Raw genomic sequence first — 16878 nt, 5'->3', positions numbered from 1 at the left:
TGAAGGCTGTACTGTGACGAGACGCATGTCGAGAAAACACCTTAGAAGTTGTTGAGATCGGAGCAACGCGTAGTGTTGCTTCTGTTCCCGCCGTTTATCAATTTTTAAGCCTGGAACAAAAATCCAAAGTGATTTTTGTTCCAGGCTTTTACTTTCATACTAATCTTAGGTCAGGTTGTCATCAAGTTTGCCAATAATAGACTTTTACAAGCGCGCCTTTTTTGAGTAGTACACCAGCTGGTTGTTCTAGTAGGCAATTTGTTTCTAAAGTATTTGATAAATTGGATGAAAGATGACTTTTTGTCACTAAATTTACTTTGCCATCTATTTCTTTCGCTCGGTAAAATCGACGTAGTCTACTGGGGGCTAATTCATGCGCTAAAATTACTGTTCGTTCCTTGAGATTTAACTCGACACAATTAAAAAAAGTAGCTAATAATGTCCAGTAAAAAAGATGTAAATTAACCATTGCCGCAAACGGATTGCCTGAAACGCTTAAAATGAGTGTTTCTTGAAATTTACTTCCCATAACTGGGGTTCCAGGTTTCATATTTACAAAATGAAACAACTCTGTTCCTCCGATACGTTTAATCGCTAAAGGTAAATTGTCCTTTTCACCTACCGAAACACCACCACAAGTAATTAATACATCAAGTTTCGGTGAAATCTCAATCAGCCTCTTCGCTAATTCTTCAGGGTCATCTGAACAATGGTCTAGGTGGATTACTTCATTGCCACTCGCTTTGACAAAAGCTGCTAACATGTAGAGATTACTATTATAAATTTTCCCAACTGACAGTGGTTCTTCCAAAGAAACTAACTCACTACCGGTCGCTAAAATCCCCACCTTCATGCGCTTCAAAACAACAACTTTATCAATCCCTTGCATTGCCAACAAACCAATCATGCGACTATTAATCTGTTGATGTTTTGCTAAAATTTTTTGCTGAAAAGCAATATCTTCTCCAATTTCCGCATAGTTTTGGCCCGCAGTGACAGAGCGAAAAATTTTAACATGGTCCTGCCCAAAATCCGTCCATTCTTGTGGCACTACAGCATCAAAATCGGTTGGAATAAAAGCACCTGTCGTTATTTTAATCGCACAGTTATTCGTCTGATTACAATAAAACATGGAATCCCCTGCCACTAAAGAACCAACGACTTTTAAACAACTTGGGCTTTCAGCAGTCGCACCTCGTGTTTCTACTGCACGAACGGCATACCCATCCATCCCGGCACGAGGAAAATGAGGAATCGCTGTCTCTGCAAAAATGGTTTCTCCGCTAATCCGCCCCAAGGAATCAAGCAGCGCCACTTCTTCTGTTTCACATTGACTCTTCATATGTTGGGTCATTTTCTCTCGTGCTTCTTCCAACTCGATCATGTTTTAACCATCCTTTTTTATTTATTCACTGGTTTAATCGCAACGGCACAAACTTTATATTCAGGAATTGTGGCGATATCATCAAATACAGCATTGGTGATTTCGTTAACATTTCCATCTGGAAAATGGAATGTCATAAAGACTTCTTGCGGAAATACTCGATTTCCGACAGCCGCATAGGTTTCAATTTTGCCACGTCGAGAATGAACTTCAACTTTGTCACCTTCTTGGATTCCCAGAGCTTGTGCATCGACTGCATTTATCTCAATATAAGAGTGATTCGCTATTTGGTTAATCCCTTCCGTTCGTCCTGTCATTGCTCGGGTATTGTAATGGTAAAGCATTCGGCCTGTCGACATTAAATACGGGTACTCTTCATCTGGTAATTCTTGTGCTTGCTTATACGGAATTGCTTTAAATAAACCTTTCCCACGAGCAAAACTGCCCACATGCATAATCGGCGTACCTGGATCTGTCAAGCTACGACAAGGCCATTGTAAGCTCTCCTTCTCTAATCGTTCATAATTAATTCCACCAAACGAAGGCGTCACAGCTGAAATTTCTTTCATAATTTCTTTTGCAGATTCATACGCACAAGGATAGCCCATTCGTGTCATGACTTCACAAAAAATTTCATAGTCTTCTCGCGCTTGTCCTCTTGGTTCAACAGCTTTACGGACTCTTTGCACGCGCCGTTCTGTATTTGTAAATGTCCCGTCTTTTTCTGCATAACTGATGCCTGGTAAAACGACATCTGCATAAGCAGCCGTTTCGGTCATAAATAATTCTTGAACAACTAAAAAGTCTAAACTTTCTAAAGCTTGACGAACATGTCCTGTGTCTGGATCCGTAACAATTGGATCTTCTCCAAAAATATAAAGGCCTTTGACGTTTCCTGCCGTTGCTGCTGGCAAGACTTTAGTAGAAGTTAAACCTGTGTTTCGATTTAACGGCACATGCCAAGCTTTTTCAAATTTGTCGATTACTTCTGGATTATTGACTTTTTGATAGCCTGGGAAATCATAAGGCATACAGCCCATATCGCAAGCACCTTGAACATTATTTTGACCTCGCAAAGGATTGACACCACAGCCTGGTTTTCCAACTTTACCAACCAACATTGCCAAATTAGACATACTCATAACACCCTCAGTTCCTGTCGAATGTTCCGTTACGCCTAAACAATAAATGATTGGTGCTTTCTCTGCTTTTGCATACATGCGTGCTGCTTGAATTAAATCTTCTGGATGAATATGACAAATTTCTGCGACTTTTTCCGGCGTATAATCAGCCACCATTTTTTCTAAATCTAAAAATCCTTCTGTCCGTTCTTCAATAAAATGGTGATCTGCTAAACCTTCTTTCAAAATCACATGCATCATGCCATTAGCAAATGCGACATTCGTTCCCGCCTGAACTTGTAAATGCAGCGCACTATCCTTCACTAAGTTAATTTTCCGCGGATCAACAACAACAACTTGCGTTCCTCTTTGGATGGCTTGGCGAATTTGCGCACCAATAACTGGATGAGCTTCTTCTGGATTGGAACCTACTAATAAAATCATGTCGACATCTTCAGTGATATCAGCAATAGGATTAGTCATCGCACCAGAGACTAAGGTTTGGGCTAAACCATGGACCGAAGCCGAATGACAAACACGGGCACAGTTATCAACATTATTGGTCCCAAAAGCAGCACGCACCATTTTTTGAAAGACATAATTATCTTCATTTGTCGCTCTAGAGCACGAAAAACCAGCAAGAGCATCCGGACCGTTTTCTGCTTTAATTTCGTTAAATTTTGACGAAACAAGCGTTAAGGCTTCTTCCCAAGAAGCAGGTTCAAAAATCCCATTCCGTTTAATTAATGGCTCCGTTAAGCGATCTCCTGACCCAACAAATTTATATGAAGCAAATTTTCCTTTCACACAAAGTAAATTTTTATTAGCTGGTCCATCCAGGGGTTCAACACCCACCAAACGATTATTTTTAACGAGTAAATTCATCTGACAGCCTGTCCCACAATGTGGACAAGTTGTAGGAATTTTCTGGGTTTCCCATTTGCGGTACTCTTTCGTATCTTTTGCTGTTAACGCTCCTGTAGGACAGGAAGAGACACAATTGCCACATGATTCACAGATAGATTGATCAAACGCCTGCCCATAACTTGGCATCATTTTTGTTTCAAAGCCACGATTAGCAATACTAAGTACATCTCTTCCCTGCCGCAATTGACAGACACGAGCACAACGACGACACATGATACACTTTTCTGGATCATAAGAGAAAAATGGATTACTGGTATCTTCTTGATGGCAAGGCATTCTTTTTCCCTCGGTAAAGCTAGTGGCATCAATCCCATAATCTAGCGCATACTGTTGTAATTGACAATCCCCGTTTTTTCCACAAGAAAAACATTCTAATTTATGATTACTCAATAATAAATCAAGAATAAAACGTCTGGAATCAACAACTTTTTCAGAATGTGTTGACACAACCATGTCCTCTTGACAATGTGCCGTACAAGCAGTTGTTAAGCCACCACGTCGGCCGCCTTCCACCTCAACCACGCACATCCGACAAGAACCATCAGGTGCTAATTCCTTTAAATGACAGAGCGTTGGAATTTCAACACCTAGCGTTTTCGCTGCTTCGAGAATAGTAGTCCCTTTAGGCACAGTTACTTCTTGGTTATCAATAGACAACGTAACTGTTTGCGTATGCAACTTTGTTTTCATTTTTACCAACCTCCTTTGCTGGTGGCATAGATTTCTGTTTCAGCAGTCGTTTCAAATTCTTCTGGAAACAAAGCCAATGCACTCTTCATTGAAGTTGCGACGGATTGGCCCAAACCACAAGCTGATAATCGCGTGACATGCGTGAGCATCTTTTCCAATCGTGGCAAATCACTAGCTGTTGCCTCTTTCCGATTGAATTTACTCAATAATTCCAAAATCCTAGTTGTTCCCAATCGACAAGGGGTGCATTTACCACAGGACTCATGAGCAAAAAAGGCCGCTACGTGTACTAAATAGTCCACAACATTGACTGAATCATCCATTACTACAATTGCACCAGAGCCGACAGATAAGTCATGGGCCCATAAATCTTCGTAAGAATACAAACAATCCGTTAACGTTGAGACAGCACCAATTGGACCGGATTGTCCACCGAAATGAATAAATTTTAATGCTCGACCAGTTGCAGAGCCTCCGCCGTATTGCTCGCCATAAATTATTTCTTCTAATGGTGTTCCAAGGTTGACCTCGTATAAGCCCCGATTTTTAATATGTCCAGACAAACAAATTAGCTTTGTTCCGCCACCATCGGCAGTACCCATCTCTAAAAAGGCTTGTCCACCTTCTCGTAAAATTACAGGAACACTTGCAAATGATTCAACATTATTTACTAATGTTGGTTGCAAATATAAACCAACATCTGCTAAGTGTGGTGGTTTGACACGCGGCCGCCCCGTTTTTCCTTCAATTGAATTTAAAAGTGCTGAATTTTCCCCACAAATATAGGCGCCAGCACCAGAAATAATCGTAATATCATAATTAAATCCTTCAATTCCTAAAATGTTTTCCCCTAAAAAGCCAGCTTGTCGTGCATTATCCAGTGCTTCTTGAAATGTTTTTTGGATTCTGCGATATTCTCCTCGCATATAAATATAACCTGCTTTTGCTGAAAATAAATAGCCAGCAATGATCATTCCTTCAATCACACTCAATGGATCTTCAGATAAAAGTACTTTATCCTTAAAGGTCCCTGGTTCGCCTTCATCAGCATTACAAACAATGTACTTTGTGGTTCCTTTTGCATGATAAAGATGGCGCCATTTTTTTCCTAAAGGATAGGCTGCTCCACCGCGACCTCTTAAGTGCGCAATATCCAGTTCGTTTAAAATTTCTTCATCCGATAGTGAAATTGCTCTTTTTAAACCATCAAATCCATCGTATTTACAATATTCAGAAACATCGGTCGCAGATTGCATTTTCCCCATTCTCTCTAATAACATTGGTTGGTTTCTCTTAAGCATTGACTCACCTCCTACAGTCCTTCATAGCAATCATTTTGTAAATGTTGAATTAATTGATAAATTTTCTCTTCTGTTAGTTGACTAAAAACGGTGTCCTTAATTTTAATTACTGGACCTAAATCACAAGCCCCGATACAAGGAATACTGTGATACATAAATAAGCCATCTGGGGTCGGCTGATTCTCTGGCACTTCTAAAATGGTTTCTAATACCTCTGCAACCATCGCCCCACCAGTATAATGACACGGTGTGCTGTTACAAATCTTCAAGACATACTTCGCTTGCGGTTCCGTCTTTAAAATGGCATAAAAACTGACGATTTCATAGACTCGCGCTTCCGTTAAATGTAGATGCTCTGCAACTAATTGAGCTGTTTCCTGATCGATATACCCTTCCTCTGAAGCAAATTGTAATTCAATTAAAATATTTAAAATTCGTTGTGGATCAGCATCGTTTGCTAGAATAATCGCTTCTTTTTCAATTAAGCTTAATGCACACATTCCTTTTTATTCCCCCTTTTTAGTGAAACTTGAAGTTGTTCTCCTTGATAATAGATACGCAATTCTTTTGGTATTTCAGCAGATAGTAAACAAAAATCGGCTTTATCTATAACATTTTTTGCTGATTCTTTTTGGCGATTCTGGTTATTCATCATAAGAAATAGTCCTGGCTGTACAACATTACGTAATGAATTTGATTCACAAATGATTAATGCTTGGGCCGGCACAGCTTTCAGAAATTGCTGAATGGCTTCCGCCAAATTTTCTTGAAAAACTTTCAATAGAAAAACTTTTTGACAACCTGCAGCTAATAATTTCATGGTATCTTTATTGCCAATCGTCTCTTGCTCTTCTACTAATTCATAACCAGCTGTAATACTGGTACAAATTCCGCATCCTTTTGTGCCTCGTTGACACACCCCTCGTTGACCACTAATCGTAATAATCTTCAAGCCATAAATTGGATAGACTTCTTGGTACTGTTTAATAAGGGCTTCGGCTAATGTCGTTTTGCCACTATTCCGACCAGTAGAACCAATTTGAATCATGTTTGGTATCTCAATTGCCATAGAGCTCCTCCGTCTGAATCGTTTTCTCAACTCTTGGTTTGACAGTTGCTGGTTTTGTCATAAAGATCAATGGTACGGCCATAAAAAGACTGCCACCTACTGCATTGCCTAAAAATACCCATAGTGTATTTTGCAAATAATCCCACCAACTGATTGTGGTGCTTTGTGAAAAAATTGCCGCTGGAATAATAAACGCATTGGCGACCACGTGTTGAAACCCACAAACAACGAAAACCATGACAGGAAACCACAAGCCAAACATTTTACCTAAATATGATTTTGCCAACGCTCCGAGATAAACCGCTAAACAAACAAAAATATTACAGCCAATCCCTGAAACAAAAGCAACTAGCGGTGGATCAGCAATTTTCGCCTGAGCAACTGCGACTGTTTTATCCAGAAACGCACCTTCAGTTAACCCAACAATATGGCCAAATAAATACGCCACAAGAAATCCGCCTAGACAATTGGTCAATAAAACAACTAGCCAGTTATAACAAAGAGTGCCCACTCGAACCTTTTTCTGTAATACGCCTAATGTCATTACCATCATATTGCCTGTTGCTAACTCACCACCAACAAAAGTAAGCGCTATCAATCCAACTGGAAATAAAGCTCCACCCAGAAAGTTGTTAAAACTTCCCCATTCTGTGGGGGCGGTTCCAGTGATACGAATAAACGCCAAGTAACCCAGTGCAATACAAAAACCAGCCATGATGCCTAAAATACAGAGTCGAACAAACGATAATTTCCCTTTCATTTTTGCCTTATCACCTAAGCTTGCAACTATTTCTTCACTACTGAAAAAATCCATTACGATTCCTCCTTTTTATCGATACCACTGAGACAATTCTTCTTTTCGATTGACATTTTTAAGTTGATTCTCTTTTGATAGTTGCACCGTTTTTACAGATAGATGCTCAAATTCTTGCCGAATCTGATAGTTATTTTGCGCAAGCTGTTTTTGAAATGTTGGTAAACAAGAACATCGATAAAAGCCAAATAATGGTTCTTGACGACCTTCAAAGTCAAAGATTGTTACTTGATTTTGTCCACGCTTAGAGGCTAACTGATACACAAGTTTAGGAGAAAAAGTTGGTATATCACAGGCAATTACAAACACTTCAGCTTTCTGAGTATAGTTCATTGCTGTCACAATCCCACCTAATGGCCCCTTTCCAAGATACATATCTTGAATGATTGTGCATTTTCTAAACGCCTTAGGAAATTTTTGACTATCATTCGTTACTAAAATAACCTCTTCGAACAGTTCCATTAACTTTTCAGCTGTTTGCAAGATCACGTATTGGCCTTGAATTTTCAATAATGCTTTATCAAATCCCATCCGTGAACTTTTCCCGCCGCATAACAGCACTGCTGTACAATCAGCAATAATTTTCGCCACCCCTTTACCATAATTTTTATTAGTTCAAAAAAATATTTTTTAGTCATGTATTAAGTCTATTATAAGACATCCCTCGTACAAGTCAATTCCTTTTAAAAAAAAAGAACGAGAAAAAGAGCGACTCTTTTTCTCGTTCTACCTTATTCATCTGTTTGACGTTTTATTTCTTCAATCTCAATGCGTAATGATTTTCGTTTCTCAATGGCGACATAAACCAAGCCAATCAAAAAGGGTAACACAAAGCTACCAAATCGATACAGTAAAACAGATGCTACAGCATCAACATTGCCGACCAATGGTTTAAACAACAATAAGTAAACAAATTCAAATGGACCAATGCCAGCAGGTGTTGGAATAACTCCTGAAAGAATAACAGCAAAACTGGTAAAGGACATCACTAATAATAAATCAATATTCGGGTGATTTTCTACTAAAACAATGTAAGGAATAATGTACCAAAATAATAATTTAAATACATTCCATGAAAAGATTCGAAGCAACGCTGAGCGATCTTGTGTAATTGTTTGGACAGCCGCCCGCAAGGAATAGATTTGTAAATTACAATTATCCACCCAATCTCTTAGTTTTGGTCGTTTAAACCAACGATTGGCAAACTTAACCAATAAAACTTGCAACTTTAAGCTACTAGATAAAATAAGTAATGCTGCAATTATTACTAATGTTAAAATAACACCTGCTAAAATGAATGGAATCATCTTAGGCGCATTTTCATAAAACAGGGAAAATTGAATAATCAAACCAATAATTGCTAAAAAAATCACGGCTGCTTTGTACATAATCATATGTAATGCCGTTATCCCCACACTTTTAGAAACAGGAATTCCCTTTTTCTTATAAAAATAAATTTCTGAAAGCAAGGTTCCCGTGCCAAATGAAATAATCCGATAAAATGCTACATAACAAGAAGTAAAAAAACCATCCACTGTTGTAAAGTCTTTGTTAAAATAACGAGCTATTTCCTTGATTGAGCGCCCTTCTGCAAATTGATAAACTACTCCAAAAAAAATAACAGCAATCAGCACCAGCCAACTCGTTTCCATCAGTTGAGCAAAAATATCACTTAATGAATTATCCATGACATAAAAGATTACGCCTAAAACGATAATCATTAACAACATATTTAAGCCAATTTTTACTTTTCCTTTCATCGCTTCTCCTTTTTTGTTCTTACTTAAACGTTAGATAGATGCAACTAATCATCGCGATTACGCCAATTGAATAACACAATGCAAAAACTGGTTTTTGGGTTTTATGATGAAATTTCTTTTGTCCCATTAGCCCACCTAGACCGCCACCGACAAGTCCTATCGTCAATAAGCGGCGTTCTGGAATACGCCAGTCCCCACGTTTTGCTTGTTTTTTATCATAACCCATCATACTAAACAATACTAAATTAATGACGAGGAAATAAATGATTACTATCCACTGAAGCATTCTTTCTGGCCTCCTAACTAGTTACTGTACTAGGATACCTTGTTCTGATTCTAATTGCAAAAAAATTTTCAATGACTCATGAAACTACAACAGGAAAGTAAGCTCTCGGTTGCCCGTTTTCTTACTTTCCTATTGAGTACCTCATTTATTTTGCATTTAATTCAGCAATTTTAATAATCACATTGGTCGCTTTTTCCATGGCTTGTAATGAAACAAATTCAAAACGGCCATGCATATTTTCGCCACCAGCAAAGATATTTGGTGTTGGAATCCCTAAATAAGAAATTTTTGAGCCATCCGTTCCACCGCGAACAGGTTCAATAATTGGTTGAATTGACAATTCTTCCATTGCTTGTTTAGCAATTTCGACAATGGACATATCTTTTTCAATCACTTCTCGCATATTATAGTATTGATCAAATAAATCAACTTTGATTCGTTCTTCATCAAATGGTGCATTCAATGTTTGCTGAATTTCTTTAATTTTAGCTTTACGTGCTTCAAAAATCTCGCGATTGTGATCGCGAATAATATACGTCATTGTAGCTTCTTCTGGCGTTCCAGCAAACGCTGCTAAATGATAAAAGCCTTCTTCACCTGCTGTTTTTTCTGGAACTTCGTCAGCAGGTAAGGCATTATGGAAATCAATTCCTAGTTGTAACGCATTAATCATTGTATTTTTCGCCGTTCCTGGATGAACGTTTTTCCCTTGAATTGTAATTTCTGCTTGCGCCGCATTAAACGTTTCAAATTGTAATTCACCTACTGGCCCACCATCCATTGTATAAGCAAAATCCACGTTAAATTGAGCGACATCAAATTTGTCGGCACCTACACCAATTTCTTCGTCAGGACCGAAAGCCACACGAATGGTGCCATGCTTAATTTCTGGGTGATTAATTAAATATTCCATGGCTGTCATTATTTCCGCAATACCTGATTTATCATCAGCCCCTAATAAAGTGGTACCATCGGTTGTGATAAGTGTTTCACCACGATAATTTTTTAAGTTAGGAAAGTCTTTCGTATTTAAAGTGAATTTGCCTTCTTTATCTAAAGGAATCGTTGATTCTCCGTCATAGTTCTCAACAATTTGCGGAGAAACATTCACTGCATTAAAATCAGCCGTATCCATATGGGCAATAAAGCCGATTGAACGAACGTCTTTCTCCACGTTACTAGGTAACGTAGCAATCACAAAACCATTTGTTTCGTTATAAATAACATCGCTCATCCCTAATTCTTCTAATTCTTTTTTTAAGGTTTGTGCAAAGGCTACTTGTGTTTGTGTTGATGGTGTCGTTGTGCTAGTTGCATCTGAGCGTGTTTCTGTTTTCACATAGCGTAAAAAACGAGGTAATAGATTTTCATACATAAAAGAACACTCCTTTAATCTTCATTTTTTTATTTAAAACGAAATGGGTTGGTATTCGCTTCTGATTCAAAAATGGATACAGCCCACTCATTTTCTTGTTTCCATTGATTCATTAATTCCACAAGTTTTGGCTTACAAAGCGCTTCAATGTAATGACCAGGATCGATAACTGGTAAATCTTCAGCAATCATGTCATGTGCCGTATGATAATACACATCACCAGTAATATAGACATCGGCTTGTTTACGTAATGCATCATGATAGAATTTTTCACCACTTCCACCACAAATGGCTACCCGTTGAATCATTTTAGTATCATCTTTTGCAATGACCCGCAAGCCATCCAATTGGAAAGCTTCCTTAACTTGCTGTACAAAATCAGAGAATCTCACAGGCTTGTCTAATACTCCAACCCGACCTAAACCAAATTCTTTTGATTGATTTTCAATGGTATAAACATCATACGCCGGTTCTTCATAAGGATGCGCCTGTAACATAGCTGCAAGAACTTGTTCTTGTTTAGTTTCAGGGAAAATCACTTCGATTTTTGCTTCTTGGACGACACTTTCTTGACCAATTTCGCCAATCGTTGGATTTGCTCCTTGTGTTGGTGTAAAACGTCCTGTTCCAATTAAAGAGTAACTTGTTTTAGAATAATCACCTTGAGACCCGGCGCCAGCTAGACCTAAAGCTTCTCTCATTTGCGGAGCTTCATCAATTGGCACAAAAACGGCTAATTTTTTATAAGGAACAGTATGTGTTTTAGTTAAAAAGGTGGTCTGTTTAATTCCCAATAATTCACAAAACCAATCGTTTAAGCCATTGTCAATAATATCCATGTTAGTATGCGCTGCGTAAACAGCAATATCGTGTTTTAATAAATCAGCGTACATTTTTTCTTGAAAATTATCTGTGGTTAATCGCTTAACTGGGCGGAAAATAGGTGGGTGTTTCGCAATAATCAAATCAACCTGCTTCTCAATTGCTTCTGCAACGACCTCAGGACGAACATCTAAGGTAACCATCACATTTTCAATTGGTTTATCTAACGTACCAATGTGCAAGCCCACAGGATCTCCCGTTTCTGCTAGCCACTCGGGACAATAGTCATTGAAGCGTCGAATCAATGTCTTACCGTTCACAGCCATTGGTCAGTACCTCCTCAATTAATTGTTGGTCTTGCTGTAGTTTCGCTTGTTTTTCAATATGTTCTCCACTTGCTTTTGCTAGTTGTGCAAGAACAGTTTTGCGCTGTTTTAATTCTCGTTGCCATTTTTTAGTAAAAACCGGTCCTTGTTTTTTAATTAAAACTGGCCCAAATAGTAATTCTTGGTCCGTATAAGAAACGGATTGCTCTGTTTTTTCGGCTACGATAATTTCATACAATTTACGGTTTTCTTCCACGATTGTTTCATCAATAATACTGTAGTCGTTTACCATTAACCAGCGGCGTAAAGTTGGTTCACCAATATTCGGTTGTAAAACAAGGCGTTCCTTCCCTGTTAAACGATTTTTTTTGCGTCCAGCTTCTAAAATATCTCGGATTAATGTGCCGCCCATTCCACAAATACTAATGACGTCTATTTGATCTTCAGGTTCAATTGCATCTAGCCCGTTCGCTAAACGTACGATAATTTTATCCGTCAAATTGGATTTACTGACTTGGGTTTTGGCAGATTGATAGGGGCCTTCCACCACTTCCCCAGCCACAGCAAAAGACAGTTTATTTTCTAACATTAAAGCAACTGGTAAATAAGCATGGTCTGAACCAATGTCTGCTAAGCGACTTCCTCTAGGGATTAAATCACCAACCGTTGCGAGACGTTTTGATAATTGATTTTCATTCATATTTTTGATTCCTCCGTTGCTTATTATACCATTGTCAATTGAAGATGAAAACTTACACATTCGTGCAATCTACTGTTTTCTCTCCGTAATCACTTATCAAAAAGAACCCCCTTCAAAATCAATTTCATAACTTTGAAGAGGGCTGTCATTATTGCTATAAAGAGCATTCTCCTTATATTAATAATAGGGAAAACATTTTTAATTAGGCATTTGCCAACCAGTTTTCAACTTCTGCTAAGGCATCCGCAATCCCTGCTGGATTTTTCCCACCAGCTTGAGCCATATCAGGACGACCACCGCCGCCACCGCCAACTTTTGGCGCAATTGCTTTGATTAAGTCACCGGCTTTTAAGCCTTTTCCGTTCATGTCTTTTGTCATAGCCGCTAACAAGCTTACTTTTTCATCTTGTGCAGTTGCCAGAACTAGTACATCAGACAATTCTTTTTGTTTCCATTGGTCAGCCAATTGGCGTAATTGATTCATGTCTTTAACATTGACTTGAGCGGCAATATAACGAACACCATTGATGTCTTTGACATCTTTAAAAATGTCACCAGCTTGTTGGTTCGCTAATTTGCCTGCCAATTGTTCGTTTTCTTTTTGTAGATCACGTAATTGTTGTTGCAATTGCTCTGTTTTCGTAACCACTTCTTTTAATTGAGGTGATTTAACTAGTGTAGCAATCTCTTTCAATTGACGTTCTTCTTCTTGTAAAAGTTGATACGCTTCTTTACTCGTCACTGCCTCAATACGGCGTACTCCTGCACCAATCCCAGATTCAGAAACAATTTTGAAAATCCCGATATCTTCTGTATTAGCAACATGTGTTCCACCACATAATTCGATAGAGTAATCCCCAATATTAACTACACGGACTTCTTTGCCATATTTTTCGCCAAATAACGCCATTGCGCCCATGTTTTTCGCTGTATCAATATCTGTTTCAATTGTGACAACAGGAATAGCTTCCCAGATTTTTTCGTTAACGATGGCTTCCATCCGCGCTAGTTCTTCTGATGTAACTTGCCCAAAATGAGTAAAGTCAAAACGTAGATGTCCTGGTGCAACTAATGAGCCTGCTTGGTTGGCATGCTCCCCTAACACATCTTTTAAAGCACGATGCAATAAATGGGTTGCCGTATGGTTTTTCAAAATACGTGTCCGCATCCGTTCGTCCACTTGCAATTGATAAATTTGACCTTCTGCTAATGGCGCCAAAACTTCTACTTTGTGTAAAAATTGACCGTTTGGTGCTTTTTTCACATCCACCACGTTGGCAACGACTTCCCCTGCGGTATTTTTTACATAGCCGCGGTCAGCAATTTGTCCACCCATTTCAGCATAAAATGGTGTTTCAGCAAAAATTAATTCGGCTGTTCCTGCAGATGCTTCATTTACTAGTGCGTCACCTTGAATAATAACAAATAATTCACTATCATGTGTTAATTCTGTATAGCCAACAAATTTACTTTCTACTTTAATATCTGTTAATAAAGCAGATTGAACACCCATTGAAGTTTCTTTACTGCGGGCAGAACGAGCACGTTCACGCTGTGCTTCCATTTCTGTTTCAAACCCAGCATGGTCGACTTTCAAGCCTTCATCTTCTGCAACTTCTTCCGTTAATTCTACGGGGAAGCCAAAAGTATCATAAAGTTTGAAGATAATTTTTCCATCTAATGTATCGCCTTTTGCATCTTTAACTTCTTTAATAACCTCATTTAACATGCTTAAACCTTCATTGATGGTTTCATGGAAACGTTCTTCCTCTGTCCGAACCACTTTTTCGATGAAGTCTTTTTGTTGTAATACTTCTGGATAGTAGCTTACCATGATTTCGCCAACAACAGGCACTAATTTGTATAAAAAGGCTTCATTAATGCCTAATTTTTTCCCGTGCATTACCGCACGACGTAATAAACGACGTAACACATAGCCACGACCTTCATTTGAAGGAAGCGCACCATCACCAATTGCAAAGGATAAAGCACGAATATGGTCAGCAATCACTTTAAAGGAAACATCCGTTTGTGGTGCATCTCCATATTTCACGTTAGTTCCTAAAGCTTCTACCGCATGAATAATTGGCATAAATAAATCAGTTTCAAAATTTGTTGGTGCATCTTGAATGATAGATACAACACGTTCCAAGCCCATGCCCGTATCAATGTTTTTATGTGGTAATGGTTCATACGTATCTTCTGGTGTATGGTTAAATTCAGAGAACACTAAGTTCCAAATTTCTAAATAGCGTTCATTTTCGCCACCAGGATAATTTTCTGGATCATCTTCTGGAATATCTAAAAATTCTTCGCCGCGATCATAAAAGATTTCCGTATCCGGACCACTTGGACCAGCACCGATATCCCAGAAGTTATCTTCTACATCAATAATATGATCTTCAGATAAACCAACTTCATCACGCCAAATGCGTTTTGCTTCTGTATCTTTCGGATAAACAGTCACATATAATTTTTCTGGGTCAAAAGCAAGCCATTCAGCACCAGTTAAAAATTCCCAGGCCCAGTGAATCGCTTCATTTTTAAAATAATCTCCAATTGAGAAGTTCCCTAACATTTCAAACATTGTATGATGACGAGCCGTTTTCCCAACATTCTCAATATCATTTGTACGAATAGATTTTTGAGCATTCGTAATTCTTGGATTTTCTGGCACAACAGAGCCATCAAAATATTTTTTCAAGGTCGCAACACCAGAGTTAATCCATAATAATGTTGGATCGTTTACTGGTACTAAAGAAGCGCTTGGTTCTACTGAATGTCCTTTAGACTTAAAGAAGTCTAAATACATTTGGCGAACTTGACTACTTGTTAATTCTTTCATTGATTTTCCTACTTTCTATTAATAATTAACTATTTATATTTTGTACCCTCTTAAGTGGAAGATTGTGAACACAAAAAACACCATTGCAGTCAAGGACGATTGCTCGCGGTACCACCTTGATTGCAATGATGTTGGATCATTACCTCTTAAGCTCTATAACGCAGAGTCGCGTTGATATTTCTATCAAGTCCATCTAAAGGGAGCAAGTAAATTTATCTGATGCCCTTCTCTCAGCAATGAACGGCTTTCTGTGATCAAAATAAGATTCCTCATATCCTTTAGCTTATAGTCAAAAGTATAAGAAAGATCTGCTAAAAAGTCAATTGTTTTCGTAGGAATCTTTCCTTACTGAGCTGTTTCAAATAACGTTTGCTCTAAATAAGGCAAAATTTGTTCATTTATTTGATACCCTTTTCCCCAAGAGGTTGTAATAATCTCTTCGTTCATACCTGCATCACTAAATTTTTGTTTCACTCGTTTACATACGAAAGACAGCTGCGATTTTGTAGAAGCATCTGGTTCTTTCTGCCAAAGCAAGCGACAAATTTGATCACGATCCAACCCTTCGTGGGCATGCTGATACAAGATTTTTAAAAAGCGTTGCTCGTTTTTTGTAAAGCGAATCTTTTTTACTTGGTCATCAAGTAGCTCGGCTGTGACTTCGGCAAAACTTTGATCGACAGTGTCAATTTTTTCACGAATATCTTCCAATGAATCTTTGAGGCCTAACCACCGGATAATACCTCTTTCCTGCCAAATCTCCGCTTCACGTTTATTACACATCGATTGTGAACGTCGATAAATCGGCTTCTCTAACGATGAAAGACTTCCTAATAATCTCAAGCAATCGTTCTGAGAAAGTGTTTCGCTTAATACAATTGCATCAAAATAATTAAAAAAAGTTAACTCATGTTCTATAGTTTCTTCAAAGCAGTTCGTACAAAAGACTTCATAATTTAAATGTTGTAATTGCTGCTGAAATGTTTGCTCAACTAAAATGTTCTTTGTTAATACCAAAATCCTTCTCATTTCTTCTTTCCTCCTAAAAATTCTCTCTGCTACCAATAACTAAACGCACCAACCAAACTACGTTACCAAATTGCGTGTTTCCTCCAGCGATTGATTAATAAACACCTTTTTATCTTCATCTCTCTTAGCTCCTTTATTCTTTATTTTGGTGGTTATTTATATTATATTAGAAAATGAATTTTTTTGTGTGTAAAATTTTTTTATCCTCCGTAAAAAAAAATGAATTTCCTTTAATATCAGCTAATAAAGCCGATTTTTTAACAAAAAAAGAGCCGAAACTTCCTACTTTTTGCTAAAACACGCCAAAAATTCTGTAATTTTATTATTTTTTTCTTGAGAAAACATCAAAATGTTGATCTTTAACACTAACATTTTGATGTTTTCGACAAAAATCTTTACAATTAATTGGTAAATTTCTCTACTTTTAGC

General features: G+C 38.0%; 14 protein-coding genes. All 14 read right to left on the bottom strand.

Annotated elements, in window-relative coordinates:
- Positions 1 to 181: 181 nt before the first annotated feature.
- A complete protein-coding gene (locus tag IGL93_RS05705) occupies positions 182 to 1384 on the bottom strand; it encodes a molybdopterin molybdotransferase MoeA (RefSeq protein WP_002366622.1) in 1203 nt (400 codons plus the stop codon).
- 17 nt (positions 1385 to 1401) lie between these two features.
- Positions 1402 to 4122 (bottom strand): formate dehydrogenase subunit alpha, encoded by a 2721-nt coding sequence (gene fdhF / locus IGL93_RS05700; RefSeq protein WP_284954773.1) that lies wholly within the window; start codon positions 4120 to 4122, stop codon positions 1402 to 1404.
- A gap of 2 nt (positions 4123 to 4124) precedes the next feature.
- Positions 4125 to 5423 carry a complex I 51 kDa subunit family protein gene (locus tag IGL93_RS05695; protein ID WP_010775812.1) on the bottom strand — a complete coding sequence of 433 codons (1299 nt, stop codon included), beginning with the start codon at positions 5421 to 5423 and terminating at the stop codon, positions 4125 to 4127.
- Between the two features lie 11 nt (positions 5424 to 5434).
- Positions 5435 to 5923, bottom strand: coding sequence for an NAD(P)H-dependent oxidoreductase subunit E (locus IGL93_RS05690; RefSeq protein ID WP_016617932.1), 489 nt, complete (start codon positions 5921 to 5923; stop codon positions 5435 to 5437).
- Complete coding sequence (locus tag IGL93_RS05685; protein ID WP_010775810.1) at positions 5911 to 6492, bottom strand: hypothetical protein; 582 nt, start codon at positions 6490 to 6492, stop codon at positions 5911 to 5913. The genes IGL93_RS05690 and IGL93_RS05685 overlap by 13 nt, the downstream gene beginning before the upstream one ends.
- Positions 6482 to 7306 (bottom strand): formate/nitrite transporter family protein, encoded by an 825-nt coding sequence (locus tag IGL93_RS05680; protein ID WP_010775809.1) that lies wholly within the window; start codon positions 7304 to 7306, stop codon positions 6482 to 6484. Before IGL93_RS05680 ends, IGL93_RS05685 begins: the two co-directional genes overlap by 11 nt.
- A 15-nt stretch (positions 7307 to 7321) precedes the next feature.
- Positions 7322 to 7897 (bottom strand): molybdenum cofactor guanylyltransferase, encoded by a 576-nt coding sequence (mobA, locus tag IGL93_RS05675; RefSeq protein WP_002361748.1) that lies wholly within the window; start codon positions 7895 to 7897, stop codon positions 7322 to 7324.
- Between the two features lie 140 nt (positions 7898 to 8037).
- Positions 8038 to 9066 carry a lysylphosphatidylglycerol synthase transmembrane domain-containing protein gene (locus IGL93_RS05670; protein WP_002360426.1) on the bottom strand — a complete coding sequence of 343 codons (1029 nt, stop codon included), beginning with the start codon at positions 9064 to 9066 and terminating at the stop codon, positions 8038 to 8040.
- 19 nt (positions 9067 to 9085) lie between these two features.
- Positions 9086 to 9352, bottom strand: a complete 267-nt coding sequence (locus tag IGL93_RS05665; protein ID WP_002357729.1) for a DUF1294 domain-containing protein — start codon at positions 9350 to 9352, stop codon at positions 9086 to 9088.
- A gap of 145 nt (positions 9353 to 9497) precedes the next feature.
- Entirely contained in the window at positions 9498 to 10727 is a 1230-nt protein-coding gene (gene pepT / locus IGL93_RS05660; RefSeq protein WP_002360428.1) for a peptidase T, read from the bottom strand.
- 29 nt (positions 10728 to 10756) lie between these two features.
- On the bottom strand, positions 10757 to 11875 hold the full coding sequence (locus tag IGL93_RS05655; protein WP_002369477.1) for a Nif3-like dinuclear metal center hexameric protein: 1119 nt from the start codon (positions 11873 to 11875) through the stop codon (positions 10757 to 10759).
- Positions 11859 to 12575, bottom strand: coding sequence for a tRNA (adenine(22)-N(1))-methyltransferase (locus IGL93_RS05650; protein ID WP_010775808.1), 717 nt, complete (start codon positions 12573 to 12575; stop codon positions 11859 to 11861). The genes IGL93_RS05655 and IGL93_RS05650 overlap by 17 nt, the downstream gene beginning before the upstream one ends.
- A 202-nt stretch (positions 12576 to 12777) precedes the next feature.
- Positions 12778 to 15420 (bottom strand): alanine--tRNA ligase, encoded by a 2643-nt coding sequence (gene alaS, locus IGL93_RS05645; protein WP_002357736.1) that lies wholly within the window; start codon positions 15418 to 15420, stop codon positions 12778 to 12780.
- Between the two features lie 345 nt (positions 15421 to 15765).
- On the bottom strand, positions 15766 to 16449 hold the full coding sequence (locus IGL93_RS05640) for a helix-turn-helix domain-containing protein (protein ID WP_002374960.1): 684 nt from the start codon (positions 16447 to 16449) through the stop codon (positions 15766 to 15768).
- Positions 16450 to 16878: the final 429 nt, after the last annotated feature.

This window comes from Enterococcus sp. DIV1328a (assembly GCF_050536905.1).
GTDB lineage: Bacteria > Bacillota > Bacilli > Lactobacillales > Enterococcaceae > Enterococcus > Enterococcus faecalis.
This window is presented reverse-complemented; position numbering and strand designations above follow the sequence as displayed.